The sequence below is a fragment of the Chitinophaga sp. YR627 genome (assembly GCF_900114995.1).
In the GTDB taxonomy this organism is placed as follows: Bacteria; Bacteroidota; Bacteroidia; order Chitinophagales; family Chitinophagaceae; genus Chitinophaga.
On record NZ_FOUX01000007.1, the window covers coordinates 187,336 to 207,315 of the forward strand.

A 19,980-nucleotide genomic window follows, 5' to 3' on the forward strand; every position below is an offset into this window, starting at 1 on the left:
GCAACGCAATGAAACTGAACATAAAAAATATCAGCTGGCTGCTATTGGCAGTGACGATGGGGGCTTGTTCCAAAAAGAACGAAGCTTATAGAGACCTGGTAAAGGATGGTGAGATCTATTATCCCGGCATTATCCAGAATGCCGGTTACAGGGCCGGTAACCTGCGTACGATGCTTTACTGGAACCCCAGTCCTGATCCAAAGATCACGCATTATAAGATCTACTGGAATAATAAACAGGATTCACTGACGCTTACAGCGGATAGTCATGATCCGAATGATACAGCCTCTGTGATCGTGCCGGGACTGAGTGAGGGTACGTATAATTTCAATATATATTCTATCGACGGACAGGAACGAACCTCCATAGCGGTGAACCTGAACGGTGTGCGTGTGTATGGTACCAAATACCGGAGCGGTCTCTTTAACCGGCCCTATAACGCGGCTACACCTTATCTGCTGGACCTGCTCAATGGTAGTGTCAGGGTACAGTTCAATACACCTGATTCTATCAATACTACTACAAAGCTGCAATACACCGATAATAACGATGTGCTGAAGACGGTGCTGTTATCTCCTGATAGCAGTGCCATCACCCTGGATAATTTCAAATTCGGTACTACTGTTACCTACCAATCCAGTTATATCCCCCTGCGGAACGCCCTGGATACCTTTACTGTAGGAGATGTCAGCAATTTCGCGCAGATCACACGTGCCGGTGATGTAACCGCTGTATTCATTAAGAATCCGGGTGATCCTTTTTACAGAAGTGATAATGGAACAGGCAAATGGGGCTTACCAAGAGACTGGCAGGTGAATGCAAATGCCAGGAACCAGAATAATGATCAGGGAGGCGGATGGTCTACAGATAACGGCGGCTGTATTCACTTTGAGTCAAAGAACTGGGGAGATGCGCCACTGGTGAATGGTAAGGTGTATCAGTCATTTACATTGCCAGCTGGTACCTACGACCTGGATGTTGTGACAGCGGGTAATGGTGGTACCATCGACGCCAATGAAGTAGTGGCCACAGGTACCACGCTTCCTGATATTGATAATCTGAGCGGAAATAATACCGTACTGGCTTTATACCATGGTGATGGCGGTTCTATTGGTGGAACACATACGCTTACATTCACACTGACACAGCAAACCACGGTTACTTTCGGATGGGTGGTTAACGGATCAGTTTACACCTATCTGCAATTTAAAAAAGTAGCACTCAGGATAAGATAAGATTTTGTTACAGGTATATATTTTAAAAAGCTCAATTTTCTAATGACGGGAATGAACCATTTATTAGGCAGGGCGCTGGTTGTAATGGCTGCCCTCGGATTTCCAACAGTAGTGGCTGCACAGGTAAGCACTGTCAGTCTCGGTAGTTCAGATCAGCAGATCTGGTATGTAAGATCAGATGCCGAAACCGGTACAAAAGGAAAAGATCCGCAGTTACAAACACCGGACTGGACGAAAGCCATCGTGCCTGGTACCACCTTTTCTTCTTTTGTCGCTGCTGGTAAAGAAGCAGATCCCAACTTCGGTGATAATATCTATAAGGTAGATCGCAGTAAATACGACAGAGATTTCTGGTATAGAACGACGTTTAAGGTACCTGCGGATTATGCAAGGAAAAGGGTCTGGCTCAACTTTAATGGCGTCAACAGAAAGGCGTCTGTTTATCTCAACGGAAAACTGATCGGCAACCTGGATGGGTTTATGGACCGTGGTCGTTTTGATATTACCAATGATGCAAACGCTGATGGCGATAATGTATTAGCGGTACTTGTAAGCATCCCTGTTCAGCCGCTTGCGAATGTAGGCAGTCCCAATTATGTGGCGAGCGCAGGATGGGACTGGATTCCCTATGTGCCTGGATTAAACTCCGGTATTACTGATAAAGTTTTCCTTAGCTGTAGCGGAGATCTCTCTATACAGGACCCATGGGTGCGCACTGACCTGCCTACCAATGCAAAGGCTTACGTGTCTCTATCCATGCAGGTAAAGAACAGCGCCCCGCAGGATGTGGAGGGTACTTTGCAGGGAACTATCATGCCGGGTAATATTCAGTTTTCACAGAAAGTGCGTGTGAATCGTAACAGCACCAAGGATATCAGCTTTACCAAACGCGATTTTGAGCAACTGGTATTGAACAACCCCCGTTTATGGTGGCCCAATGGTTATGGCGCACCTAATCTATATGCGTTGGATCTGAAGCTAATGGTAGGGGATCATGTCTCCGATGAAAAGCAGGTGAAGTTTGGTGTTAAACGCTATAGCTATGATACGACCGGTGATGTATTGCACATTGCGATCAATGGTACGCCGGTGTTTATCAAAGGAGGTAACTGGGGGATGTCAGAATACATGCTGCGTTGCCGGGGTGCGGAATACGATACAAAGGTGCGTCTGCATAAGGAAATGAACTTTAACATGATCCGTAACTGGATCGGTTTGACGACTGATGAAGAATTTTACGAAGCATGTGATAAGTATGGTATCATGATATGGGATGAATTCTGGCTGAATTCAAATCCGAATCTGCCTGCTGATCTCCAGGCTTTCAATGCCAACGCGATCGAGAAGATCAAACGTGTCAGAAATCATCCTGCTGTGGCTATCTGGTGTGCCGATAACGAAGGCTGGCCGGAGCCGCCACTGAATAACTGGTTAAGGGAAGATGTACGTGTTTTTGATAAGGGCGACCGATTCTATCAACCCAATTCCCATGCGGAAGGTTTGACAGGAAGTGGTCCGTGGATGGCAAAAGATCCAAGGTATTACTTTACCGCTTATCCCACAGGTCTTGGTGGCAACAAAGGCTGGGGACTGCGTAGTGAGATCGGCACTGCCGTTTTTGTGAATATAGAGAGCTTTAGGAAATTCATGCCAGAGGAGAAGCAGTGGCCACGTAATGAAATGTGGAACCAGCACTTTTTTGGTCCGAATGCCTTTAATGCTGGTCCGGACGAATATGACCAGATGATCTCCCGTGGATATGGTAAACCGGAAGGTATTGAAGACTATTGCCGTAAGGCGCAGTTTGTCAACCTGGAGAGCAATAAAGCGATGTATGAAGGCTGGCTGGATCACATTGGGGAGGATGCTTCCGGTGTGATGACCTGGATGAGCCAGTCCGCATATCCGAGTATGGTATGGCAGACCTATGACTATTACTACGACCTCACAGGTGCTTATTTTGGCGCTAAAAAGGCGTGTGAGCCATTACATATCCAATGGAACCCGGTTACCAATGCTGTCAAGGTCGTAAACACGACCCGTAGCGATGTAACTGATCTTACTGCCAGTGCAGAAATTTATAACCTGGATGGACATATTGTTAAACAATACAGCAAGTCCGCCAGTGTTTCTTCTCCTGCTTACAGTGCCGGTGAGGCATTCAAACTCGATCTGACACCAGATCAGACAGATCTGGCAAGAGGCAAAAAGATGTTCGCCTCTTCTTCCCAGGATGGTGATCCGTCTGCGACCAATGATGGTAATGCACAGACACGCTGGGCCAGCAGGTACAATGATGATGAATGGCTTTGTGTAGACCTGGGAAAAACAGAAGTAGTAAATGGTGTAGGACTGAACTGGGAGGAAGCTTATGCGAAATCCTTTAAAATAGAAGTTTCTGATGATAACACAAGATGGCATCAGGTATATCGTACCGATGAGGGGCGTGTTGGTCAGCAGAAGATCGTTTTCCCGGAAGTATCTGCACGTTATGTAAGGATGCATGGTATAGAGCGTGGTAGCTGGTGGGGGTATTCACTGTTTGATTTTGAAGTATACCAGGGTGATGTAGCCAGCGCCAGACTGAGTGATGTACATTTTATCAAACTGAAACTTGCCGGTAAGGATGGTCAGCCGATATCTGAGAATTTCTACTGGCGTGGCAATAAGCGCAAGGACTATAGCGCCTTAAACACGCTTGGAAAGTCTGACCTGAAATTACAATACAAGACGACCAAGGCAGACGGAAAGACTTATGTGACTGCTACGATCAATAATCCTGCATCATCGCCAAGCGCCGCTTTTGGTATCAGACTAATGCTGACAGGTGCAGCAGATGGTAAGCAGATCCTTCCTGCCATCATCAGTGATAATTATTTCTCCCTGATGAACGGCGAGACAAAAACGGTAACGATCGAGTTTGATAGCAATGCAGTGGGTAAAGATGGGTTCAGGCTCACAGCAGAACCATTTAATAACCATATCGTACGGAAATGAAGCAAATAATCATTCTTAGCACCTTACTGTTGACTTACGGCATATCTGCTGCCGTAGGTCAACAGCTGGATACGGCTTTGTATAAAAATAAAAAGGCCCCTGTTCCTGCACGTGTGGAAGACCTGCTGAAACGCATGACCTTACGGGAAAAGGTATTGCAATTGCAAAACCGGGGCGCTGGAAAGACCGATGAAATAGCGAATATTTTTAAGGGAGAGAGTTTTGGTTGCACACATGAAATGGGCATGAATGCGCAGGATTGCGCGAATATGTACCAGGAGCTCCAAACCTACATGCTGAAGAAAACACGGCTGGGTATTCCGGTGTTGACTGCTGTAGAGGGGATCGAAGGTATCCTGCAGAATAATTGTACCATCTTCCCGCATGAACTGGCGCAGGGTAGTACATTCAATCCTGCACTGATCAGGAAGATGACCACTGCTGCCGGAGAAGAGGCACAGGTAATAGGTATTCACCAGATCCTTTCTCCTGTACTCGATATCGCACGTGAGCTTCGCTGGGGACGTGTAGAAGAAACCTTCGGAGAAGATCCCTTTCTGATTGCTGAAATGGGAACAGCTTTTATAAAAGGTTATCAGTCTTTCAGGATCACGTGTACACCTAAACACTTTGTGGCACATGGTTCGCCTTCAGGCGGATTGAATTGTGCCAACGTAAGCGGGGGAGAGCGGGATATGAGAAGTTTGTACCTGTATCCTTTTGCAAAGGTGATCGCAAATACGAATCCTTTATCCGTGATGTCCTGCTATAGTGCATATGATGGTGTAGCGGTAAGTGGTTCCCGTTATTACATGACGGATATCCTGCGTGAAGAACTGGGTTTTAAAGGCTATGTTTATTCCGACTGGGGATCGGTAGAGCGCCTGCAGAGCTTTCATCATGCAGTTGATTCCCGTGAGCAGGCAGCTATTCAGTCATTGATCGCAGGTATTGATCTGGACGTGGATGGCGCTTATGAGGGCACACTGGAAAAGTCAGTAGAGAGCGGTCTCGTTGATATAAAGTATCTGGATGAGGCAGTTCGTCATGTATTGACCGTTAAGTTTGAACTGGGTTTATTTGATAATCCCTTTGGTGATCCTGCCAGGGTTAGTAAAGTAGTACGCAGTGCCGCACACGTTGAAATAGCTAAAATGGTGGCAGATGAAAGTGCTGTTCTGCTGAAGAATGATAACAACATCCTCCCGCTGGACATATCGAAATATAAATCGATCGCGGTGGTGGGGCCTAATGCAGATCAGACGGTGTTTGGTGATTATTCCTGGACCAGTCGTGATACCAAGGAGGGTACTACCTTACTGGAAGGGCTGCAGGAAGCGATTGGCAATAAGGTAAAGCTGCATTATACGCAGGGTTGTGACTGGTGGAGCAGAGATACTTCCGGTATCGCTGCCGCTGTAAAAAGTGTGACAGCAAGTGATCTGGCGATTGTAGCGATAGGCACCCGTAGTACCTTTCTGGGCCGTAGTCCGCAGTATTCTACCGCAGGAGAAGGCTTTGATCTTAGTTCGCTGGAACTACCGGGTGTACAGCAGGAACTGCTGACAGCCATTAAAGCTACCGGTAAACCCTTTATCGTTGTGTTTATTGCCGGTAAACCACTGGCAATGCCATGGGTAAAAGAAAATGCCAATGCTGTACTGGTACAATGGTATGGCGGAGAAAAACAAGGTAATACACTGGCAGATATACTGACGGGCGTGGTGAATCCTTCCGGAAGACTGAATGTCTCTTTCCCGCGTAGCACAGGCAATACGCCGATCTATTACAATCATTTTGTAACCGACCGTAATGAGCCTTTCGACAGACCTGGTAGTCCGCAGGACCCTAAAGGCCATTATATCTTTGATCGTCCCGATCCGCTCTGGGCATTTGGTACCGGTATGAGTTTTACGACTTTTCAATACCTGGATTGCAGGATAGCGGATACCATATTGACAGAAAAAGATGTGATTAAAATTGCTGTTGATGTAAAAAACACCGGCAACAGGGATGGGAAAGAAGTGATACAGGTATATGTGCGTGATAGAGTTAGTTCGGTAGCGACGCCTGTACAACAGTTAAAGGCATTCAGTAAGGAATTGATCCCGAAAGGACAAACCAGAACGGTGCAGTTGGAAATACCAGTGTCAGAACTGGGTTTGTACAATGAGAGGATGAAATATGTAGTGGAGCCAGGCGCATTTGAATTACAGATAGGTGCAGCAGCTGATAATATTCACTTTACCAAAGTGATTCAGGTAAAGTGATAGCTGTATTTATAAAGGAGACTAACTATGGTTGGTTTTAGTAGTTGTGTTTTTTGTGCAGCCGGACATTAGTCCGGCTGTTTAAGTTATTTACCTATCTGTTTAAGGAGATGCCAATGCTTTCCTGTAAGATATGAACGACCAGGTTAATCCTACGATAAGTGGTCCATTTAAAAATGCTAAATACAACAGGTCACCACTCGCTGATGATAATCCTATGTCCAGGTAGTAGTTGAAATCTTTAAGGATGATAACTAAAGCAGGGGATAAGGGTAATAAAAACCAGCTTAAAACAGTCAGTAACAGGCTGTTTTTTACCACTTCCAGTTTACATAAGAAAATAGTGAGGCATAGTACATTAAGCAACAGACAGTATAAAATACTGGATAGAATGGCTGTTGTTATTGCAGTTTCCTGCGTCAGCCCCTGACTGCTCAACTGCCTGTTTTCTATGATGGTAAAGATAGCGGTAATGCCAACTGTAACCAGGAATGGAATGAGTGTTGCCTGCAGATAATACTTACTTATTCTCATATAGGGGAGCGATCCTATTGTTCAATAAAGATGTTGTTAAATCCCGCTGATCCGGAATCCGGTGGGGTTTTGTAAACTATACTGGCAGTTCAGGCTTATTGCGCCATGTTTCCTGGGAACATTTACCTTTGCCGGGAGATTCAGCGAACTATCATTCAGGTGCAGCGTATTCCCCTCATTTACCCGGATATCTGTTGTCAGATAGAGTTGTTCATCTTCCGACAAATGCACCTGTATTTGCTGGTGATCGAATACCCAGTTGCTATTGGAGGAGTTTTTGATAATAGCATACATGTATTCCTTATCAAAAGAAATAAGTTCCGTGAGGAGCTGCGGTGCTTCATCCCGCTGATTCCATTTACAGAGTGATACTTTAATTTCTTCAGGCAGGAAAACTGTTTCCCGGGGTAGCTGGCTGGCCAGATTAAGCATGATCGCTACCTGTGGCTCTGCGGAGAGCGCCTTATACATGGTCTCACTGATAACGATATCGACATCAGTTGAAACAAGTTCCCATACAGATGCATCACACTGATGAATGGCTTTCACGTAGGCATGCAGGTCTAAAGCCTCTATGACCTGATCTAAGATACCAATACTTTCCCCGTTTATCTCCAGAAGGGTAAACTGCACCTCTTCCGGTTTGAACGTCAGCATTGCGGGTAAGGCTAAAGTGGCATACGGACCAGTTCCTGCATACAAAACGTGTACTGGTTTTTTGCTTTTATTCAACGCAACAGAGATCGCATCTGAAAGGCCCCTTGAAAAGCGTTGGGTCCTCAACACTTCCCGGCCGCATTGTGCTGCCCAGATAGAGCCGATTGCGTTTCCGTTGGGTGTTTTGATATGTTGTTGTCCCTTTTCCTTATCTATCACAAAGTGCGTTGATAAAAGATCTGAATAGCCCATTACAGCGGGGGCCAGCTGATCGTGAAAATCTCCCGGACTGAAAATAGCTTTCGCATATTGCAGCAAACGCAGCTTTAACTCTTCATTGGTCATCGGTAACAGTAGTATTCTTTTGTACAATATAGGCAATCTTTCTCCCTTCAGTATGTATGCTGATATTATTCAACAGCGATGAAGATATCCACTTCTGCCATTTCCGGGTTTTGTGCACGTTCCCCATATACTTCGAAATCAGCCGTAAAGGTTCTTTTCAGGTCTGAATTCCAGATCTTCACCCATTCATTATAAACGGCTCCCTGGGAGACGTTACCTTTTGCTACCTGGAGGTGGTATTTTCCGCCATTGATTGTTTTTCCCGTCATGCCTTCAGGGATTAGCTCCAGGGAAGATACCCTGCATCCCAGAATGGTGGTATATGGTTTGGTATGGTCCTTTTCGTAATCCGTATAAATACTATAGATCGTATCATCGATCTTGTTAGGGATCAACGCCGGTATATTTTCAGAAAAGAAGCGTTGCCATAATGCAGGAATGTCCTGTCCTGACTGTCCGTTTTCGTTTGTAGTGACGATGCTGATGCCAATTACCTTAAACTGTTGAATATCCATGATTTGTGTTTTTGATTATTTGCAGCAAATGTAGCAGGAGGAAGTGACAACCCTATGTCAGTAGTGTTTATTCTATAGTGATGCTTCGGTAGTGCTGGCTTTTGAACGCAGCATTAACGGAGAGTAACTATAGTCAGACTATTGGATAGCCCAAATTTCCTGTAATTGACTGACCATTCGCAGCAAAAATACCGGACATTTTCGTTAAATTTAGATATTGCAGAGAATTCCACTTAAACCCGCCCATCTCCATTGCCAGCGCAATATTACGTTTATACCCGACGTATATTTTTTTCATTACCACTAAATTGAAAACCCATGAGAAAACCTGATCAAAATTACACCAGATTACTGCTGTATGCAGTCGTAGTTAGTATGTGTATCTGTGCCTGTTCGCATGATAATAATTTACATCGTCCATCTGCCATAGCTGTTGCTGATCCTGATGCCAATCCGGTAGTTTTTGCCGCCCTTGATCTGATGAGCGGAAACCCTGTTTTACCGGTTCCTACAGCCGATCCTGACATCATTTATGCCAATGGTAAGTATTACGTCTATACTACGGCTATTGGGCCTAATAATAGCCAATTTCACGCTTATTCTTCCGCTGATCTGCTCAGCTGGAATGATGAAGGTATTGTGCTGGATTTGAATAACGTCAGCTGGGCACATACGGGGGGATGGGCACCATCAGTAGTGGTCCGTAATGGCAATTTCTATATGTATTTTACGGCTGCCAAGAAAATAGGGGTTGCGGTAAGCACGAGTCCAACAGGACCGTTTATAGACCGGGGAAGTGCCCTGGCTACGGGAGATGGTACTGATCCTATTGACCCGATGGCCTTTATTGATACAGACGGACAGGCCTACCTGTACTGGGGTAATACTACATTGAATATCCAGCGGCTGAATAATGACATGATATCACTGACCGGTACCCGCAGTCATGATAAGCCATCCAATTATTTTGAAGCACCTTATATGATAAAACGAAATGGTATCTATTACTTCATGTATTCCATTAATGATTACAGGAATGATGATTACCATGTAGAGTATGCAACAGCCAGCGGTCCTATGGGGCCATGGACCTACAAAGGACGCATTACTTCCCCATCAGGCCCTGTGAAGGGACCGGGTCATAATGCGGTGATCCGAAAGGCAGGTTGCAGTGATGAATATTATTTTGTCTACCACCGCAGAACAAGCACCAATGTCGATGAAAGGCAGGTCGCTATCGACCGGTTATTTTTTGATGGTGCGGGGAATATCCTGCCGGTCAATATCACCAATTCAGGTGTGGTGAAATATGATGGGATCTGTTATACGCCTAATCCTGTACCAGATGGACAATACGTTGTCAGGTCAAAGGTCAATACGACTGCAGGAGCGGGTCTATATCTCGATATTGCAGGATGCGCCACTGGCAATGCGGATGTAAGAACATGGACACGAACCAATTGCGATGGTCAGAAGTGGACATTTACCTATCAGAATAATGGTTATTATAAGATTATTTCCGCATTACCGAATCATAAGGCACTGGACCTAAATGCCTGTGGCCTGGACAGAGGGGCGAATATTCAGGTATGGGATGTGTTGTCAAATGACTGCCAGTTGTGGCGGCTTGAAGCAACTGGTAACGGATATTACCGGATCATGGCGAAAGGCAGTAATAACGTGATGGATGTGGCCAATAGTGATCCTACACCGGGAGCGGATGTACGGTCGTGGACCTGGAATGGCGCTGATGCACAGTTGTGGAAACTGGAAACCCCTTAATAATGCCCGGGGATTTGCTACTTTTGGGGATGTTTTTACCATTTAAATCAGCCGCAGTATTCTGTGGCTCTAAATTCGGTCTTGATCCTATTTTTGCGCAACATGCGGCCAGTCTTGGAAAGTTGTTAGCTCAACATGAGGTGACGCTTGTTTATGGAGGCGGTAATAGTGGTCTGATGGGAGTAGTTGCAAATGAAGTATTGGATAATGCCGGACAGGCCGTAGGAGTGATGCCGGATCTGTTAATTCAAAGGGAGTTCAGGCATGACAGGTTAACGCAATTACACGTGGTGGAGGATATGCATGCGAGGAAAAAGCTGATGTACAGTTTAGCAGAAGCAGTGATCATTCTGCCAGGTGGTATTGGCACATTTGATGAGATGATAGAGGTGATGGCCTGGAACAGCCTGAGCATTCACAATAAGAAAATCTTTGTTATTAATTCTAACGGCTTTTTTGATCTGTTTATCCAGCAGGTGCAGAAGCTGCGGGAAAATGGATTTCTATACTCAGATGTATCGGAAGCATTTATCGTAGTGGATGCACCCGAAATGATCTTCAGTTGATAGGACCTTTACAATTATGCAACAACCTGTTGCATAATTGTAAAGATGATCTGAATGCTTTATCAGGGACTATTATACCAGTTTCTGTAGATTTTTTTTGAAGTACTGAATACTCTCTGCAATACTATTCATCGCATCGCCGGTTTTGAAATTACTGCCTTGTTCCAGGAAATAATACTTCATCCCCGAATGTTTGACATGTTTCAGTATCGGTTTGTAGTCTATCACGCCGTTCCCTAATTCTGTATAGTCGTGCGATACGCGGTCCATATCTTTGATATGCCACATCTCAAAACGGCCGGGTTGTTTATTGAAATAGTATTCAGGAGTATGTTTTGATGCACGAACTACCCAATACAGGTCTATTTGCAGTTTCACCAATGCGGGATCGGTTTCTTCCATGATGATATCGTAGCCGTTCTTTCCCTCGAAATCAATAAACTCATATTCATGGTTATGATAGGCCAGTGTAAGTCCGGCCTTTTTAACGTGTTCACCGATAAGATTCAGTTTAGACGTCAGTGACCTGAATTTTTCCAGGGACCTGTCTTCAGGAGGCAGCCAGGGCCAGGTGATATATGCCTGACCAAGGGCTAAAGCACCGGTGATACATTCGTCTACATGATTCAGCAACTCTTTTTCCGGACTATTGTTAAAACGGTACAGATCATAATGCCCACTTGATGTAGACAGGCCTAAATCAGCCAGCAGGCTTTTCAGCTCCTTGTTGGGAAGGCCGTAATAGCTTAGGCCTTTATCGCCGATACCATAGGTTTCCAGGTCCTGGTAGCCCATTTTGGCGACTCTTTTCAGCGTATTTTCCGGGTCTTTGTCCATGGCTTCACGAATAGTGAAGAGCTGCAGACCGAGCTTAAATTTAGCTACCGGAATGTTTGGTAGGGTGTCTGGTAAGAGGGCAAAAGTTGTGAGTGCACCAGCGCTTTTAATGAAATCTCTACGGTTCATAGACGTGGGTTCGCTTTGTCACTATATTCGTAACTATTTGTCACAAAAGCAAGCGAACTACCAGATTTCTATGGTGTTTTTTACGGCTTCTTTTCAAGTGGTCTGCATATTGGTACTAAAGCCCAGTCTTACCTTCATTTCTTCCAGTACGTTGAAGATGATCGGACAGGTGCCGTAATGCATCATCATGGAAAATAGTCTGTTGGTAAATTGCGGGAGATGCAGTCCGGGGAATTCCCGGCAACCGGCAAACCGGTGCTCATATATGGTACACATGCTGTTCTCCAGAAAGTGGCAGGGAATTTTGTTAATCACCATCATGCTATTATTTACCCCGGTCTCAATATAGCTGTCGATTACATCCGCTTCTGTCCGGTTAAGGTGTGCTGCCAGCCGGGTCACTTCATCCGGTTCCACATTGATCATGAGAGAGCGGCAGCAGTTACCGCAGGCCGTACAATCGATCTGAGGCGTAACAAGTGCATCGAGTTCCTGCACAAGTTGATCTATATCATCAGCTGGCTGAGATTTTAAATATGATTTAAAAGACTGATTTTCAGCTTCCTTTTGCTGTGCGATGGCCGCAATTTCGGCGAGATTTGCATTCATTTTCAAGCCGCAAAGATAGGATATAATCCTGGTCTCATTTCAAAAAACCTGCTATCAGCCGGGCTATTTCCTGTGGTTGTTCTGCCATAAGAAAATGGCCGCTGTCTTTAACTTCCTCCACTTTTACGTCAGTTGCGAACTTTGTGAGGGATGATGTTAGCAGCTGATAGCTGTTGCTACAGGCGATCCCCAGAACAGGTGTACTAATTGGTGCATAGGTTTTAATATCCTGTATATCCTGGGTAAATGCCTGATACCAGGCATTGGAGGCCCGGATAGCTTCCGGCTGATTGTACGCCTGGCTATAAACAGCTCTGTCGAAAGCACTAAGGTTATTGGCGTCTTTTAGCATGGTGTTAAAGATCCAGTCTATCACCAGGTGCATTCTATCTGCCAGCAAGGCTTCCGGCAGTTCTTTTACCTGATTAAAAGCCAGCCACCAGGGGTAGGTATAATTTAAACCAGGTATAGGCAGCATGGGTAACTGATACATGGAATCGTCCGGATGAGGAGTGTCCAGCATGATCAATTTACCGGTAGCAGCAGGATAGCTGGCAGCGAAGCTGAAGGCTATGTGCGCGCCAATGTCATGTCCACAGATATGCACTTTTTCATACTGTAATAGCTGTATCAGTTCATATAGATCCCTGCCCATGTTTTTCTTATCATAACCAGCTGATGGTTTATCTGAACTACCCATTCCTCTTATATCCACCACTATTACATTATAATGCGAAGAGAGCAGCGGCATTACTTTATGATATGCCCACCATGTCTCCGGCCATCCGGGAATTAAGATCAATGGTTCTCCTTTACCACCCTGTACATAGTGCAATCTGACCCCATTCACCACGGCATATTTATTTTCAAAACCAGGCAGGTTTTGCAGTAATTCATGATCCGAATACATCTGAATATCTTTTATTAAAATCAATTGTCGGATCAAACTTAAATAATACTTTTGGTACTGGAAACTATACAGTATACTTCATAGTTCATATATTTTTTTAAATGAGATTAATTAACCAGCTTTCAAAGGAGACAGGCATCCCGATCGGCACCATCCGTTTTTATGAGAAGTCAGGACTTATCAATGGAGAGAAGAAGCCGGAAGTAAAGACCAACAACTATGTTTATTATGGCGATGATGTGATAGATAAACTGCGGTTTATACAAATGGCTAAAGCGGTAGGATTTACGTTGAATGAGATTAAAGAGGTGGTTGATGCGTGGTATCTGAAAAAGATCAGTAAAAAAGCGCAGCTTGAAGTGCTGAATAAAAAGCTATTGCAGATTGATGAGAAGATACAGGAGTTGCATGCGATGAAGAAACAGATAGCTGTTTGTAAGGAGAATATTGAGAGGCGGTAGAGAAAGAGTGTACTCTTTATGAAATATGAGTTCTCTTCTGGAGATACTGATTATGCAGAATTTGATATGTAATAAATAAAAGACTACTGGCCTGCTTAAACGAATGCTATTGTCATGTGTTCTATTTTAATAGTGTTAAGGCAGTTTGTTCATTCCTCCCAAATATGATAGTAATTTATTCAGTTTCTGTTCATCTTTCCTGAATTATACCTGAACATGCTGTTTTATTTAGTTTTGATAATACACCAGTGAATGTGAGTGCCTGAATGCAGTAAATTCTCTCATCTCAATATTTTCTGATTCCAGGACATAGTACTTCTGGTTGTTTCCTTGTTTTCAGTTGGCTTCTGGCACTGACCCCATATTATAGAGGGGCAGGTGCGTTGCGTGTATTTTTTAATTTACATTTTCTGTTAACTAAAATAAAATTACCCTCGTAGTAGATATTACTTTTTCGGATAAAAAATTAGAAGAATTGGCTAATAATGACCGGAAACGTTTGAAGGAGTTTGGCAAGCTCCGGTCGGAGAAGATCAGGATCAGATTGGCACAATTAAGAGATGCGGAAAATCTTGAAGAAGTAAGACATCTGCCTGGTAATTTTTATGAACTTACGAACAACAGGAAAGGGCAGTGGGCGTGCGACCTGGATCAACCTTACAGGTTGGTATTTACACTTCGTGAGAAACTTATCCAGGCCAGTAAGCAAGGTTAATATATCTGGATGGAAATTACAGGTGTAGAAGTCAGGGAAATCGTCAATTATCACAAAGAGAAATAGTAATGACAAAGCAAAATCGATACTTTCCGCAAACAGTTCCACATCCGGGAGAAACCTTGAAAGAGAAACTTGCTGAAATGGTCATGGGGCCAAAAGAATTTGCTCTCCGTACAGGAAAGCCAGAAAAAACAATAATAGCGGTTATTAATGGAGACAGTTCGATTACCCCTGACATGGCTGTTCAATTTGAGAGCGTTACAAGGATACCCGCTAATTTTTGGATGAATCATCAAAGAAGCTACGACGAATTCATAGCAAGGAAAAAAAGACAGGCTGTCATTCAGGAAGCCGTAGGATGGGCTAAGCAATTTCCTTTGGCAGAAATGATAAGAAAAGGCTGGTTACCGCCTGTAACTACTATACAGGAAAAAACAACGGAAATGCTCACCTTTTTCGGATTCTCTACTCACACGGCGTGGGAGGATTACTATTTTAATCAGCAACTTAAAGTAGCTTTCCGGATTTCTCTTGCGCAAACTATCGAATCATATGCTATTTCTGCATGGCTTCGTAAAGGAGAACTACAGGCAATGGAATTAGCGGCAAAAAGTTATTCAGAAAAGAAATTCAAAGAAGCGCTGCCAGTCTTGAAAGCAATGAAGGAAAATAATCCTTGCGGGTTTTTAGATCAGTTACGGGACATTTGTCTGGAGGCAGGTGTTAAAGTTGTACATACTTCCCGTATAAACAAAGCTCCTATAAGTGGTTCAACGCGATGGATAAATGATACGCCATTCATTCAGTTAACAGAACAGTATAAAGATAATAACGACTTTTGGTTTACCTTTTTTCATGAAGCAGGACATATTCTCTTACATGGAAAAAAAGATATTTTCCTGGAGAAAGTAGAGTATTCTGATAAGGACCTTATCAAAGAAAAAGAAGCAGATGAATTTGCTACAAAGTGGATGTCCTAGCCTGACTTACCTTCCCACAATTTCCTTCCTATGTTTAATTCCCCATTCCGTCAGATTATTAATGATCGTCTGCAGGGTTTTACCATGCTCCGTAAGTTCATACATCACCGTTACAGGTTGCGTATCCAAAACGATCCGTCTGATCAGTTTATTTACTTCCAGTTCTTTTAACTCCTTACTCAGCATCTTGTTTGATATACCGTCTACATCGTTCAAAACGTCAGAAAATCTTCTTTGTTTGTAATAACAAATAGATGAAATGATAGGTATTTTCCACTTTCCGTTCAGTACATCCATTGAGTCCTGAACAGCCATCATTTCTCTTTTGTGTTCTTCTCCCTGAGCATTCCTGCACTCCATAAGGTTAATTTATTACTTTCTGGTTACTTTTCGTTACAAAGTTACTAAAGTAAATTACAAGATGCTAACTTTACTATTCAGTAACTATTCATGACAATATTATTGATATAGGGTCTCAAATTTATCCTTCCATTCTTCATGCCAGTCCAGAAATGCCAGCAGCGGACCGGACAAACTCCGCCCAAATTCGGTCAGTGAATATTCAACCCTTGGCGGTACTTCAGGATATACCTTCCGTTCTACCATCTTCAGACTGATCAGCTTTTTAAGTGATTCATTCAGCATTTTATGAGAGATGCCATTGATCTGCTGCAATAATTCACTGTTCCGTTTGGTATCCTGCATCAGCGATACCACGACTAACAGGTTCCATTTATTGGCGAATATGGAACAGCAGTCATAGAGTATACTATGCTTATATGCATCCGGTCCTGCGGATATTTTTTCCTGCAGGGCTGTAAATCTTTCAAATTTTTTTTTGTTGTCATCCATTGTCTGGCTCATTTCTAACTACGAAGTGCTTAAGGGACGGCGGCGTTCCTACTTTTCACAAACTAATATTAGTTCTAATTTAGCGACCATACTACAATAAGCCAATGAAAATTTTGATGTTTGGTCGCGGGGTTATCTCCGTGCAATATGCTTATGCCCTGGAACAGGCAGGACATACCGTTGAATTTTATGTAAGACCAGGGAAGAAAGCAACGACAATTCCTTTGGATATCTATGATAGGGGAAAGCATCTTCAAACCACCTGGAAAGTAACCATGCGGGAAGATCTGCCTCCGGATCATGATTATGATCTGATCGTTGTGAGTGTACAACATTATCAATTCAAAAATGTAGCTGCATTTTTAGCTGACAAAGTAAGTAACGCGACAATACTCATTTTCAATAACTTTTGGAATGACCCCGTTACTGAAGCAGCCGCATTGCCCAAAGACCAGCTGGCCTGGGGTTTTCCTATGGCAGCAGGTGGTGTTGATCAGCAAGGCGTATTGAAAGGTGCATTGTTTGGCCGGGTTCACTTTGGCACTTTTGACACAACACCCACAGCACGGGAAATAGCTGTCCGCCAGCTGTTCAAAACAAGTGGATTTAAGATCATGGAACACAGGGACTTTAAAACATGGTTATCCATTCATTTCCTGGTGAATGCCGGTTTACTATCACAGGCATTACGTGCAGGATCTTTAGGATCATTGTTGTCATCAAAGGAACATGGTCAACAGGTGGTCCTGAATGTACGTGAATTGTTTCCTATATTAAAACAACGGGGAATAAAAGTACAGGGAGAAGCCGCTCTTTTCAAATTACCACCATGGCTGGTGAGCTTACTCATGAGGACTATTATGAAGCTAAATCCTGCATTCAGGCATTCATTGCTGAATCATTCTAATCCGGAAGAAGTGAGGTCTTTTTGCCGGGATGTATTGGCGGAAGCGAAGAGTAAAGGGATTGCTGTGCCGAGACTGGAGTCAATTGCCAGCTATCTGTAGAAGCATAAGCTGGATAAACAGGTGGTAAAATCATTTTACCACCTGTTTGTATACAGACTCAGGGAATGATCCTGTCTTTTCGCAGCTGGTCAAATAATTCAAAGAAAGAGTCCCGGGTGTGCTTATAGGCTGTAAACCCCAGTTTCCTGCTTTTTGACATGTCCGTCATTACTTCTATCGGCCGACCAAGATCCAGGTCTGTATGCCAGGCTGAAGCAACCTTTGCCATGTCGGTATGCACTAACCCATGCTCCTTTGCTATCTTTTCCCATGCCTTGTCATACGTTTTCAGTCTTTCGTCCAGCGGATGAATAGCACCATCGAATCCAACAGGTTCCACGCCAAAATACGCAGCTATTTCACCCCAGAGAGCACTCCATCTGAACACATCTCCATTTGCCACATTAAACGCCTCATTTTGGGCCTCAGGAGTGGTGGCTGCCCATATGATCTGCTCAGCAAGGATACGGGCATCTGTCACGTCAGAAATACCATTCCATTGGGCCGCGGATCCCGGCCATACAAATGGCAGTCCTTCCTGTTTGCAGATGCTGGCATACACCGCCAGGGTGCTTCCCATATTCATCGCATTGCCTACGGCTTTCCCAACGATCGTATGCGGACGGTGAATACTCCAGGTAAATCCATCACGGGCTGCTGCTGCATATACTTCATCCTCCTGGTTGTAGTAGAAGTTATCCAGTGGCAATCTTGGGTGTTCTTCACTAACGGGTGTTAATGGTAACGCGCCTGCTTTTGCATAGGCGTCAAAAGGTCCCAGATAGTGTTTTAAACCGGTCACCAGACCTACATGGCGTACAGAGCGGCGTGGAGAAAGCACCTCCAGTAAGTTGCGCACCAGGGCACTGTTAACCCTTATATTTTCAGCTTCAGTATCATTCCGCATCCAGGTCGTAAAAAATACATGTGTGGGTTGTATATCCTTTAAGGCCGCCGTCAGCGAAACTACATCCAGCAGATCAGCAGCTACAGGGATCAGGCCTTTGATATCGTTTTTGGGTGATCTGGAAAGTCCATAGGTCGTCCATCCTTTTTCAATCAGCAATGCAGCCAGATTCCCGCCGGAAATACCGCTGGCGCCTGCCACAAGTGCTATTTTATCCTTGCTCATATCAATTGGTTTTATTGCAAAGCTATCCCGCCCTGATCAGACAAGGCTTGATCTGTGTCAATAAATACCCTTGATCTGGATTAAGGGGTTTTATTCCTTTTAATCCGGCTGATCGTTTCAGGAGCAAGCCCGAGATAGGAGGCAATCAGCGTCTGGGGGATTCGTTGGATGAGTTCAGGGTGATGTTGCAGAAGGTGTCTGTATTTTTCCTCCGCGGTATGCGTAATGGAGCTCATGAGTCTTCGTTCTTTTGTGACGATGCTGTTCTGATATAAGATACGGAAGTAACGTTCCATCACCGGCACTTTGATCAGCATGGCTTCATAATCAGCCAGGGTTATCTGCAATACCTCGGTATCTTCAATGGCTTCAATATTGAGTTGTCCGGGTGTGGCAGACAGGAAGCTATAAAAGTCAGAGACCCACCAGCCTTCCCATCCAAAAAGATTGATATGATCCTCGCCATTGTCATCTACGTTATAAGACTTGATCAGTCCTTTGGAAATAAAGCTTAATTGCCGGCAGGTTTCTCCTTCCTGCAATAAGAATTGTTTGCGTTTGAATTTTCTCTGCGTAAAGAATGTTTTTATCGTTTCTTTTTCCGGGTCAGGAAGTGAGATCTTAGCCGCAATATGGAAAAATAGTGTATCAAACATTCGCTTGTATTTATAAAGGTGACCGGCTACAAACTTACGAAGCGGATCGCCTAAATCAAAAAAACGAAAGATGTCAGTGCCTGATAATTTGTGCAGCATGGTAAGTGAGAAAAAGAATAAAGACTTGAATGTTTTTTTATATATTGGCGGCCGATATAACCTATATTTCATTAGTTAACTTCATTTCGCAATGGCTCCCAAAAAACAGAGCCGTTGTATTTACAGCTCAAATTAACATCGGATTTTATGTCAGAACTGAGATCTTTATTCGTTAAACTCAAGATTAAAAAAGAAAACCTCGAACGCTTCCTTGAAGCGGAACTCACAACTCCAGAAGTGGATGAAGACTGGACAGCATGGTGGGATAGCCGTGAGATGTACTCCAAAACTCCATTGAAAGAAATTCGAATGGAATCAGAAGATACGAACGGCGAAGTATTTGAATCTTATATAGATACAGACGAAACACTTAGCCTGGAAAAACATGAAGATGGCGTGTATTACTTCGCCAGCGGAATGTTTGGGGAGAACTACTATGAGTTACTGCCGATGCTTGCGGTATTGAAAAGCATCGCATTATACATGGAAGCTGGTGATGAGGGAGAGGCATTTGTGTATGATTATTTCTGGGGAGGCAAGAATGTATTGGCGCATCTGGTATTGAAACCCGGTAAGGCAGTACTGAAGGATACGAAGAAAATAGCTAAAATTAATAAAGAGTTAGTGGCTGAGGCGGGTAAAATGATGCAGGACGCGCTGAAAAAAATGACTGGAAAGTAGAAGGATCA

At 43.9% G+C, this 19,980-nt stretch carries 20 protein-coding genes; 10 read left to right on the forward strand and 10 right to left on the reverse strand.

Annotated features, from left to right (window positions below; genetic code table 11):
* Positions 1 to 8: 8 nt before the first annotated feature.
* From BMZ72_RS32910 to BMZ72_RS32920, 3 genes are read left to right on the forward strand one after another with little or no spacing between them, the layout of a single operon-like run.
* On the forward strand, positions 9 to 1,235 hold the full coding sequence (locus tag BMZ72_RS32910; protein WP_177223005.1) for a DUF4998 domain-containing protein: 1,227 nt from the start codon (positions 9 to 11) through the stop codon (positions 1,233 to 1,235).
* Between the two features lie 51 nt (positions 1,236 to 1,286).
* Entirely contained in the window at positions 1,287 to 4,232 is a 2,946-nt protein-coding gene (locus BMZ72_RS32915; RefSeq protein ID WP_255373359.1) for a discoidin domain-containing protein, read from the forward strand.
* Positions 4,229 to 6,502: a glycoside hydrolase family 3 N-terminal domain-containing protein gene (locus BMZ72_RS32920; RefSeq protein ID WP_089815220.1), complete on the forward strand. Its 2,274-nt coding sequence runs from the start codon at positions 4,229 to 4,231 to the stop codon at positions 6,500 to 6,502. Before BMZ72_RS32915 ends, BMZ72_RS32920 begins: the two co-directional genes overlap by 4 nt.
* Positions 6,503 to 6,604: 102 nt before the next feature.
* Here BMZ72_RS32920 and BMZ72_RS32925 read toward each other — a convergent pair whose 3' ends face one another.
* The 3 genes from BMZ72_RS32925 to BMZ72_RS32935 form a co-directional block, all read right to left on the reverse strand.
* Complete coding sequence (locus tag BMZ72_RS32925) at positions 6,605 to 7,036, reverse strand: hypothetical protein (protein ID WP_089815222.1); 432 nt, start codon at positions 7,034 to 7,036, stop codon at positions 6,605 to 6,607.
* A gap of 36 nt (positions 7,037 to 7,072) precedes the next feature.
* Positions 7,073 to 8,038, reverse strand: coding sequence for an SAM-dependent methyltransferase (locus BMZ72_RS32930; protein ID WP_089815224.1), 966 nt, complete (start codon positions 8,036 to 8,038; stop codon positions 7,073 to 7,075).
* A 65-nt stretch (positions 8,039 to 8,103) separates the two neighbouring features.
* Positions 8,104 to 8,553 (reverse strand): GyrI-like domain-containing protein, encoded by a 450-nt coding sequence (locus BMZ72_RS32935; protein ID WP_089815226.1) that lies wholly within the window; start codon positions 8,551 to 8,553, stop codon positions 8,104 to 8,106.
* A gap of 318 nt (positions 8,554 to 8,871) precedes the next feature.
* Between BMZ72_RS32935 and BMZ72_RS32940 the strand changes: the two genes are divergently transcribed.
* A complete protein-coding gene (locus BMZ72_RS32940; protein WP_089815228.1) occupies positions 8,872 to 10,335 on the forward strand; it encodes a family 43 glycosylhydrolase in 1,464 nt (487 codons plus the stop codon).
* 29 nt (positions 10,336 to 10,364) lie between these two features.
* Positions 10,365 to 10,901 (forward strand): LOG family protein, encoded by a 537-nt coding sequence (locus tag BMZ72_RS32945; protein WP_089815230.1) that lies wholly within the window; start codon positions 10,365 to 10,367, stop codon positions 10,899 to 10,901.
* 72 nt (positions 10,902 to 10,973) lie between these two features.
* Here the strand turns inward: BMZ72_RS32945 and BMZ72_RS32950 are convergent, their stop codons facing one another.
* The 3 genes from BMZ72_RS32950 to BMZ72_RS32960 form a co-directional block, all read right to left on the reverse strand.
* A complete protein-coding gene (locus tag BMZ72_RS32950) occupies positions 10,974 to 11,867 on the reverse strand; it encodes a sugar phosphate isomerase/epimerase family protein (protein WP_089815232.1) in 894 nt (297 codons plus the stop codon).
* Between the two features lie 93 nt (positions 11,868 to 11,960).
* Complete coding sequence (locus BMZ72_RS32955; RefSeq protein ID WP_089815233.1) at positions 11,961 to 12,476, reverse strand: YkgJ family cysteine cluster protein; 516 nt, start codon at positions 12,474 to 12,476, stop codon at positions 11,961 to 11,963.
* Positions 12,477 to 12,510: 34 nt separating this feature from the next.
* Positions 12,511 to 13,386, reverse strand: a complete 876-nt coding sequence (locus BMZ72_RS32960) for an alpha/beta fold hydrolase (protein WP_177223006.1) — start codon at positions 13,384 to 13,386, stop codon at positions 12,511 to 12,513.
* A gap of 101 nt (positions 13,387 to 13,487) precedes the next feature.
* On the opposite strand from BMZ72_RS32960, the gene BMZ72_RS32965 reads away from it, so the two are divergent.
* The 3 genes from BMZ72_RS32965 to BMZ72_RS32975 all read left to right on the forward strand — a co-directional run bounded on the left by BMZ72_RS32965 (position 13,488) and on the right by BMZ72_RS32975 (position 15,545).
* On the forward strand, positions 13,488 to 13,847 hold the full coding sequence (locus BMZ72_RS32965) for a MerR family transcriptional regulator (protein ID WP_089815235.1): 360 nt from the start codon (positions 13,488 to 13,490) through the stop codon (positions 13,845 to 13,847).
* Between the two features lie 475 nt (positions 13,848 to 14,322).
* On the forward strand, positions 14,323 to 14,562 hold the full coding sequence (locus BMZ72_RS32970) for a type II toxin-antitoxin system RelE/ParE family toxin (RefSeq protein WP_218155317.1): 240 nt from the start codon (positions 14,323 to 14,325) through the stop codon (positions 14,560 to 14,562).
* A 68-nt stretch (positions 14,563 to 14,630) separates the two neighbouring features.
* Complete coding sequence (locus tag BMZ72_RS32975; protein ID WP_089815237.1) at positions 14,631 to 15,545, forward strand: HigA family addiction module antitoxin; 915 nt, start codon at positions 14,631 to 14,633, stop codon at positions 15,543 to 15,545.
* Positions 15,546 to 15,551: 6 nt separating this feature from the next.
* Here BMZ72_RS32975 and BMZ72_RS32980 read toward each other — a convergent pair whose 3' ends face one another.
* Positions 15,552 to 15,905 (reverse strand): winged helix-turn-helix transcriptional regulator, encoded by a 354-nt coding sequence (locus tag BMZ72_RS32980; RefSeq protein WP_089815239.1) that lies wholly within the window; start codon positions 15,903 to 15,905, stop codon positions 15,552 to 15,554.
* Between the two features lie 99 nt (positions 15,906 to 16,004).
* Positions 16,005 to 16,397 carry a winged helix-turn-helix transcriptional regulator gene (locus BMZ72_RS32985; protein ID WP_089815241.1) on the reverse strand — a complete coding sequence of 131 codons (393 nt, stop codon included), beginning with the start codon at positions 16,395 to 16,397 and terminating at the stop codon, positions 16,005 to 16,007.
* 104 nt (positions 16,398 to 16,501) lie between these two features.
* Between BMZ72_RS32985 and BMZ72_RS32990 the strand changes: the two genes are divergently transcribed.
* The gene (locus tag BMZ72_RS32990; protein WP_089815243.1) at positions 16,502 to 17,404 is read left to right on the forward strand and encodes a ketopantoate reductase family protein; all 903 of its coding nucleotides are present in this window, start codon (positions 16,502 to 16,504) and stop codon (positions 17,402 to 17,404) included.
* 58 nt (positions 17,405 to 17,462) lie between these two features.
* On the opposite strand, the gene BMZ72_RS32995 is transcribed toward BMZ72_RS32990, so the two are convergent.
* Both BMZ72_RS32995 and BMZ72_RS33000 read right to left on the reverse strand, forming a co-directional pair.
* Positions 17,463 to 18,536, reverse strand: coding sequence for an SDR family oxidoreductase (locus BMZ72_RS32995; RefSeq protein ID WP_089815245.1), 1,074 nt, complete (start codon positions 18,534 to 18,536; stop codon positions 17,463 to 17,465).
* An 80-nt stretch (positions 18,537 to 18,616) separates the two neighbouring features.
* The gene (locus BMZ72_RS33000) at positions 18,617 to 19,192 is read right to left on the reverse strand and encodes a Crp/Fnr family transcriptional regulator (protein ID WP_089815654.1); all 576 of its coding nucleotides are present in this window, start codon (positions 19,190 to 19,192) and stop codon (positions 18,617 to 18,619) included.
* A 246-nt stretch (positions 19,193 to 19,438) separates the two neighbouring features.
* Between BMZ72_RS33000 and BMZ72_RS33005 the strand changes: the two genes are divergently transcribed.
* A complete protein-coding gene (locus BMZ72_RS33005; RefSeq protein WP_089815247.1) occupies positions 19,439 to 19,972 on the forward strand; it encodes a hypothetical protein in 534 nt (177 codons plus the stop codon).
* Positions 19,973 to 19,980: the final 8 nt, after the last annotated feature.

Excerpts from the sequence above, each read along its gene's own strand:
- BMZ72_RS32960 (WP_177223006.1), bottom strand. The coding sequence starts at position 13,386 with ATGTATTCGGATCATGAATTACTGCAAAACCTGCCTGGTTTTGAAAAT.
- BMZ72_RS32915 (WP_255373359.1), top strand. The coding sequence starts at position 1,287 with ATGAACCATTTATTAGGCAGGGCGCTGGTTGTAATGGCTGCCCTCGGA.
- BMZ72_RS32990 (WP_089815243.1), top strand. The coding sequence starts at position 16,502 with ATGAAAATTTTGATGTTTGGTCGCGGGGTTATCTCCGTGCAATATGCT.
- BMZ72_RS32945 (WP_089815230.1), top strand. The coding sequence starts at position 10,365 with ATGTTTTTACCATTTAAATCAGCCGCAGTATTCTGTGGCTCTAAATTC.
- BMZ72_RS32965 (WP_089815235.1), top strand. The coding sequence starts at position 13,488 with ATGAGATTAATTAACCAGCTTTCAAAGGAGACAGGCATCCCGATCGGC.
- BMZ72_RS32920 (WP_089815220.1), top strand. The coding sequence starts at position 4,229 with ATGAAGCAAATAATCATTCTTAGCACCTTACTGTTGACTTACGGCATA.
- BMZ72_RS32910 (WP_177223005.1), top strand. The coding sequence starts at position 9 with ATGAAACTGAACATAAAAAATATCAGCTGGCTGCTATTGGCAGTGACG.
- BMZ72_RS32980 (WP_089815239.1), bottom strand. The coding sequence starts at position 15,905 with ATGGAGTGCAGGAATGCTCAGGGAGAAGAACACAAAAGAGAAATGATG.
- BMZ72_RS32930 (WP_089815224.1), bottom strand. The coding sequence starts at position 8,038 with ATGACCAATGAAGAGTTAAAGCTGCGTTTGCTGCAATATGCGAAAGCT.
- BMZ72_RS32940 (WP_089815228.1), top strand. The coding sequence starts at position 8,872 with ATGAGAAAACCTGATCAAAATTACACCAGATTACTGCTGTATGCAGTC.
- BMZ72_RS32975 (WP_089815237.1), top strand. The coding sequence starts at position 14,631 with ATGACAAAGCAAAATCGATACTTTCCGCAAACAGTTCCACATCCGGGA.
- BMZ72_RS32935 (WP_089815226.1), bottom strand. The coding sequence starts at position 8,553 with ATGGATATTCAACAGTTTAAGGTAATTGGCATCAGCATCGTCACTACA.
- BMZ72_RS33000 (WP_089815654.1), bottom strand. The coding sequence starts at position 19,192 with ATGTTTGATACACTATTTTTCCATATTGCGGCTAAGATCTCACTTCCT.
- BMZ72_RS32925 (WP_089815222.1), bottom strand. The coding sequence starts at position 7,036 with ATGAGAATAAGTAAGTATTATCTGCAGGCAACACTCATTCCATTCCTG.
- BMZ72_RS32995 (WP_089815245.1), bottom strand. The coding sequence starts at position 18,536 with ATGAGCAAGGATAAAATAGCACTTGTGGCAGGCGCCAGCGGTATTTCC.
- BMZ72_RS32955 (WP_089815233.1), bottom strand. The coding sequence starts at position 12,476 with ATGAATGCAAATCTCGCCGAAATTGCGGCCATCGCACAGCAAAAGGAA.
- BMZ72_RS33005 (WP_089815247.1), top strand. The coding sequence starts at position 19,439 with ATGTCAGAACTGAGATCTTTATTCGTTAAACTCAAGATTAAAAAAGAA.
- BMZ72_RS32985 (WP_089815241.1), bottom strand. The coding sequence starts at position 16,397 with ATGGATGACAACAAAAAAAAATTTGAAAGATTTACAGCCCTGCAGGAA.
- BMZ72_RS32950 (WP_089815232.1), bottom strand. The coding sequence starts at position 11,867 with ATGAACCGTAGAGATTTCATTAAAAGCGCTGGTGCACTCACAACTTTT.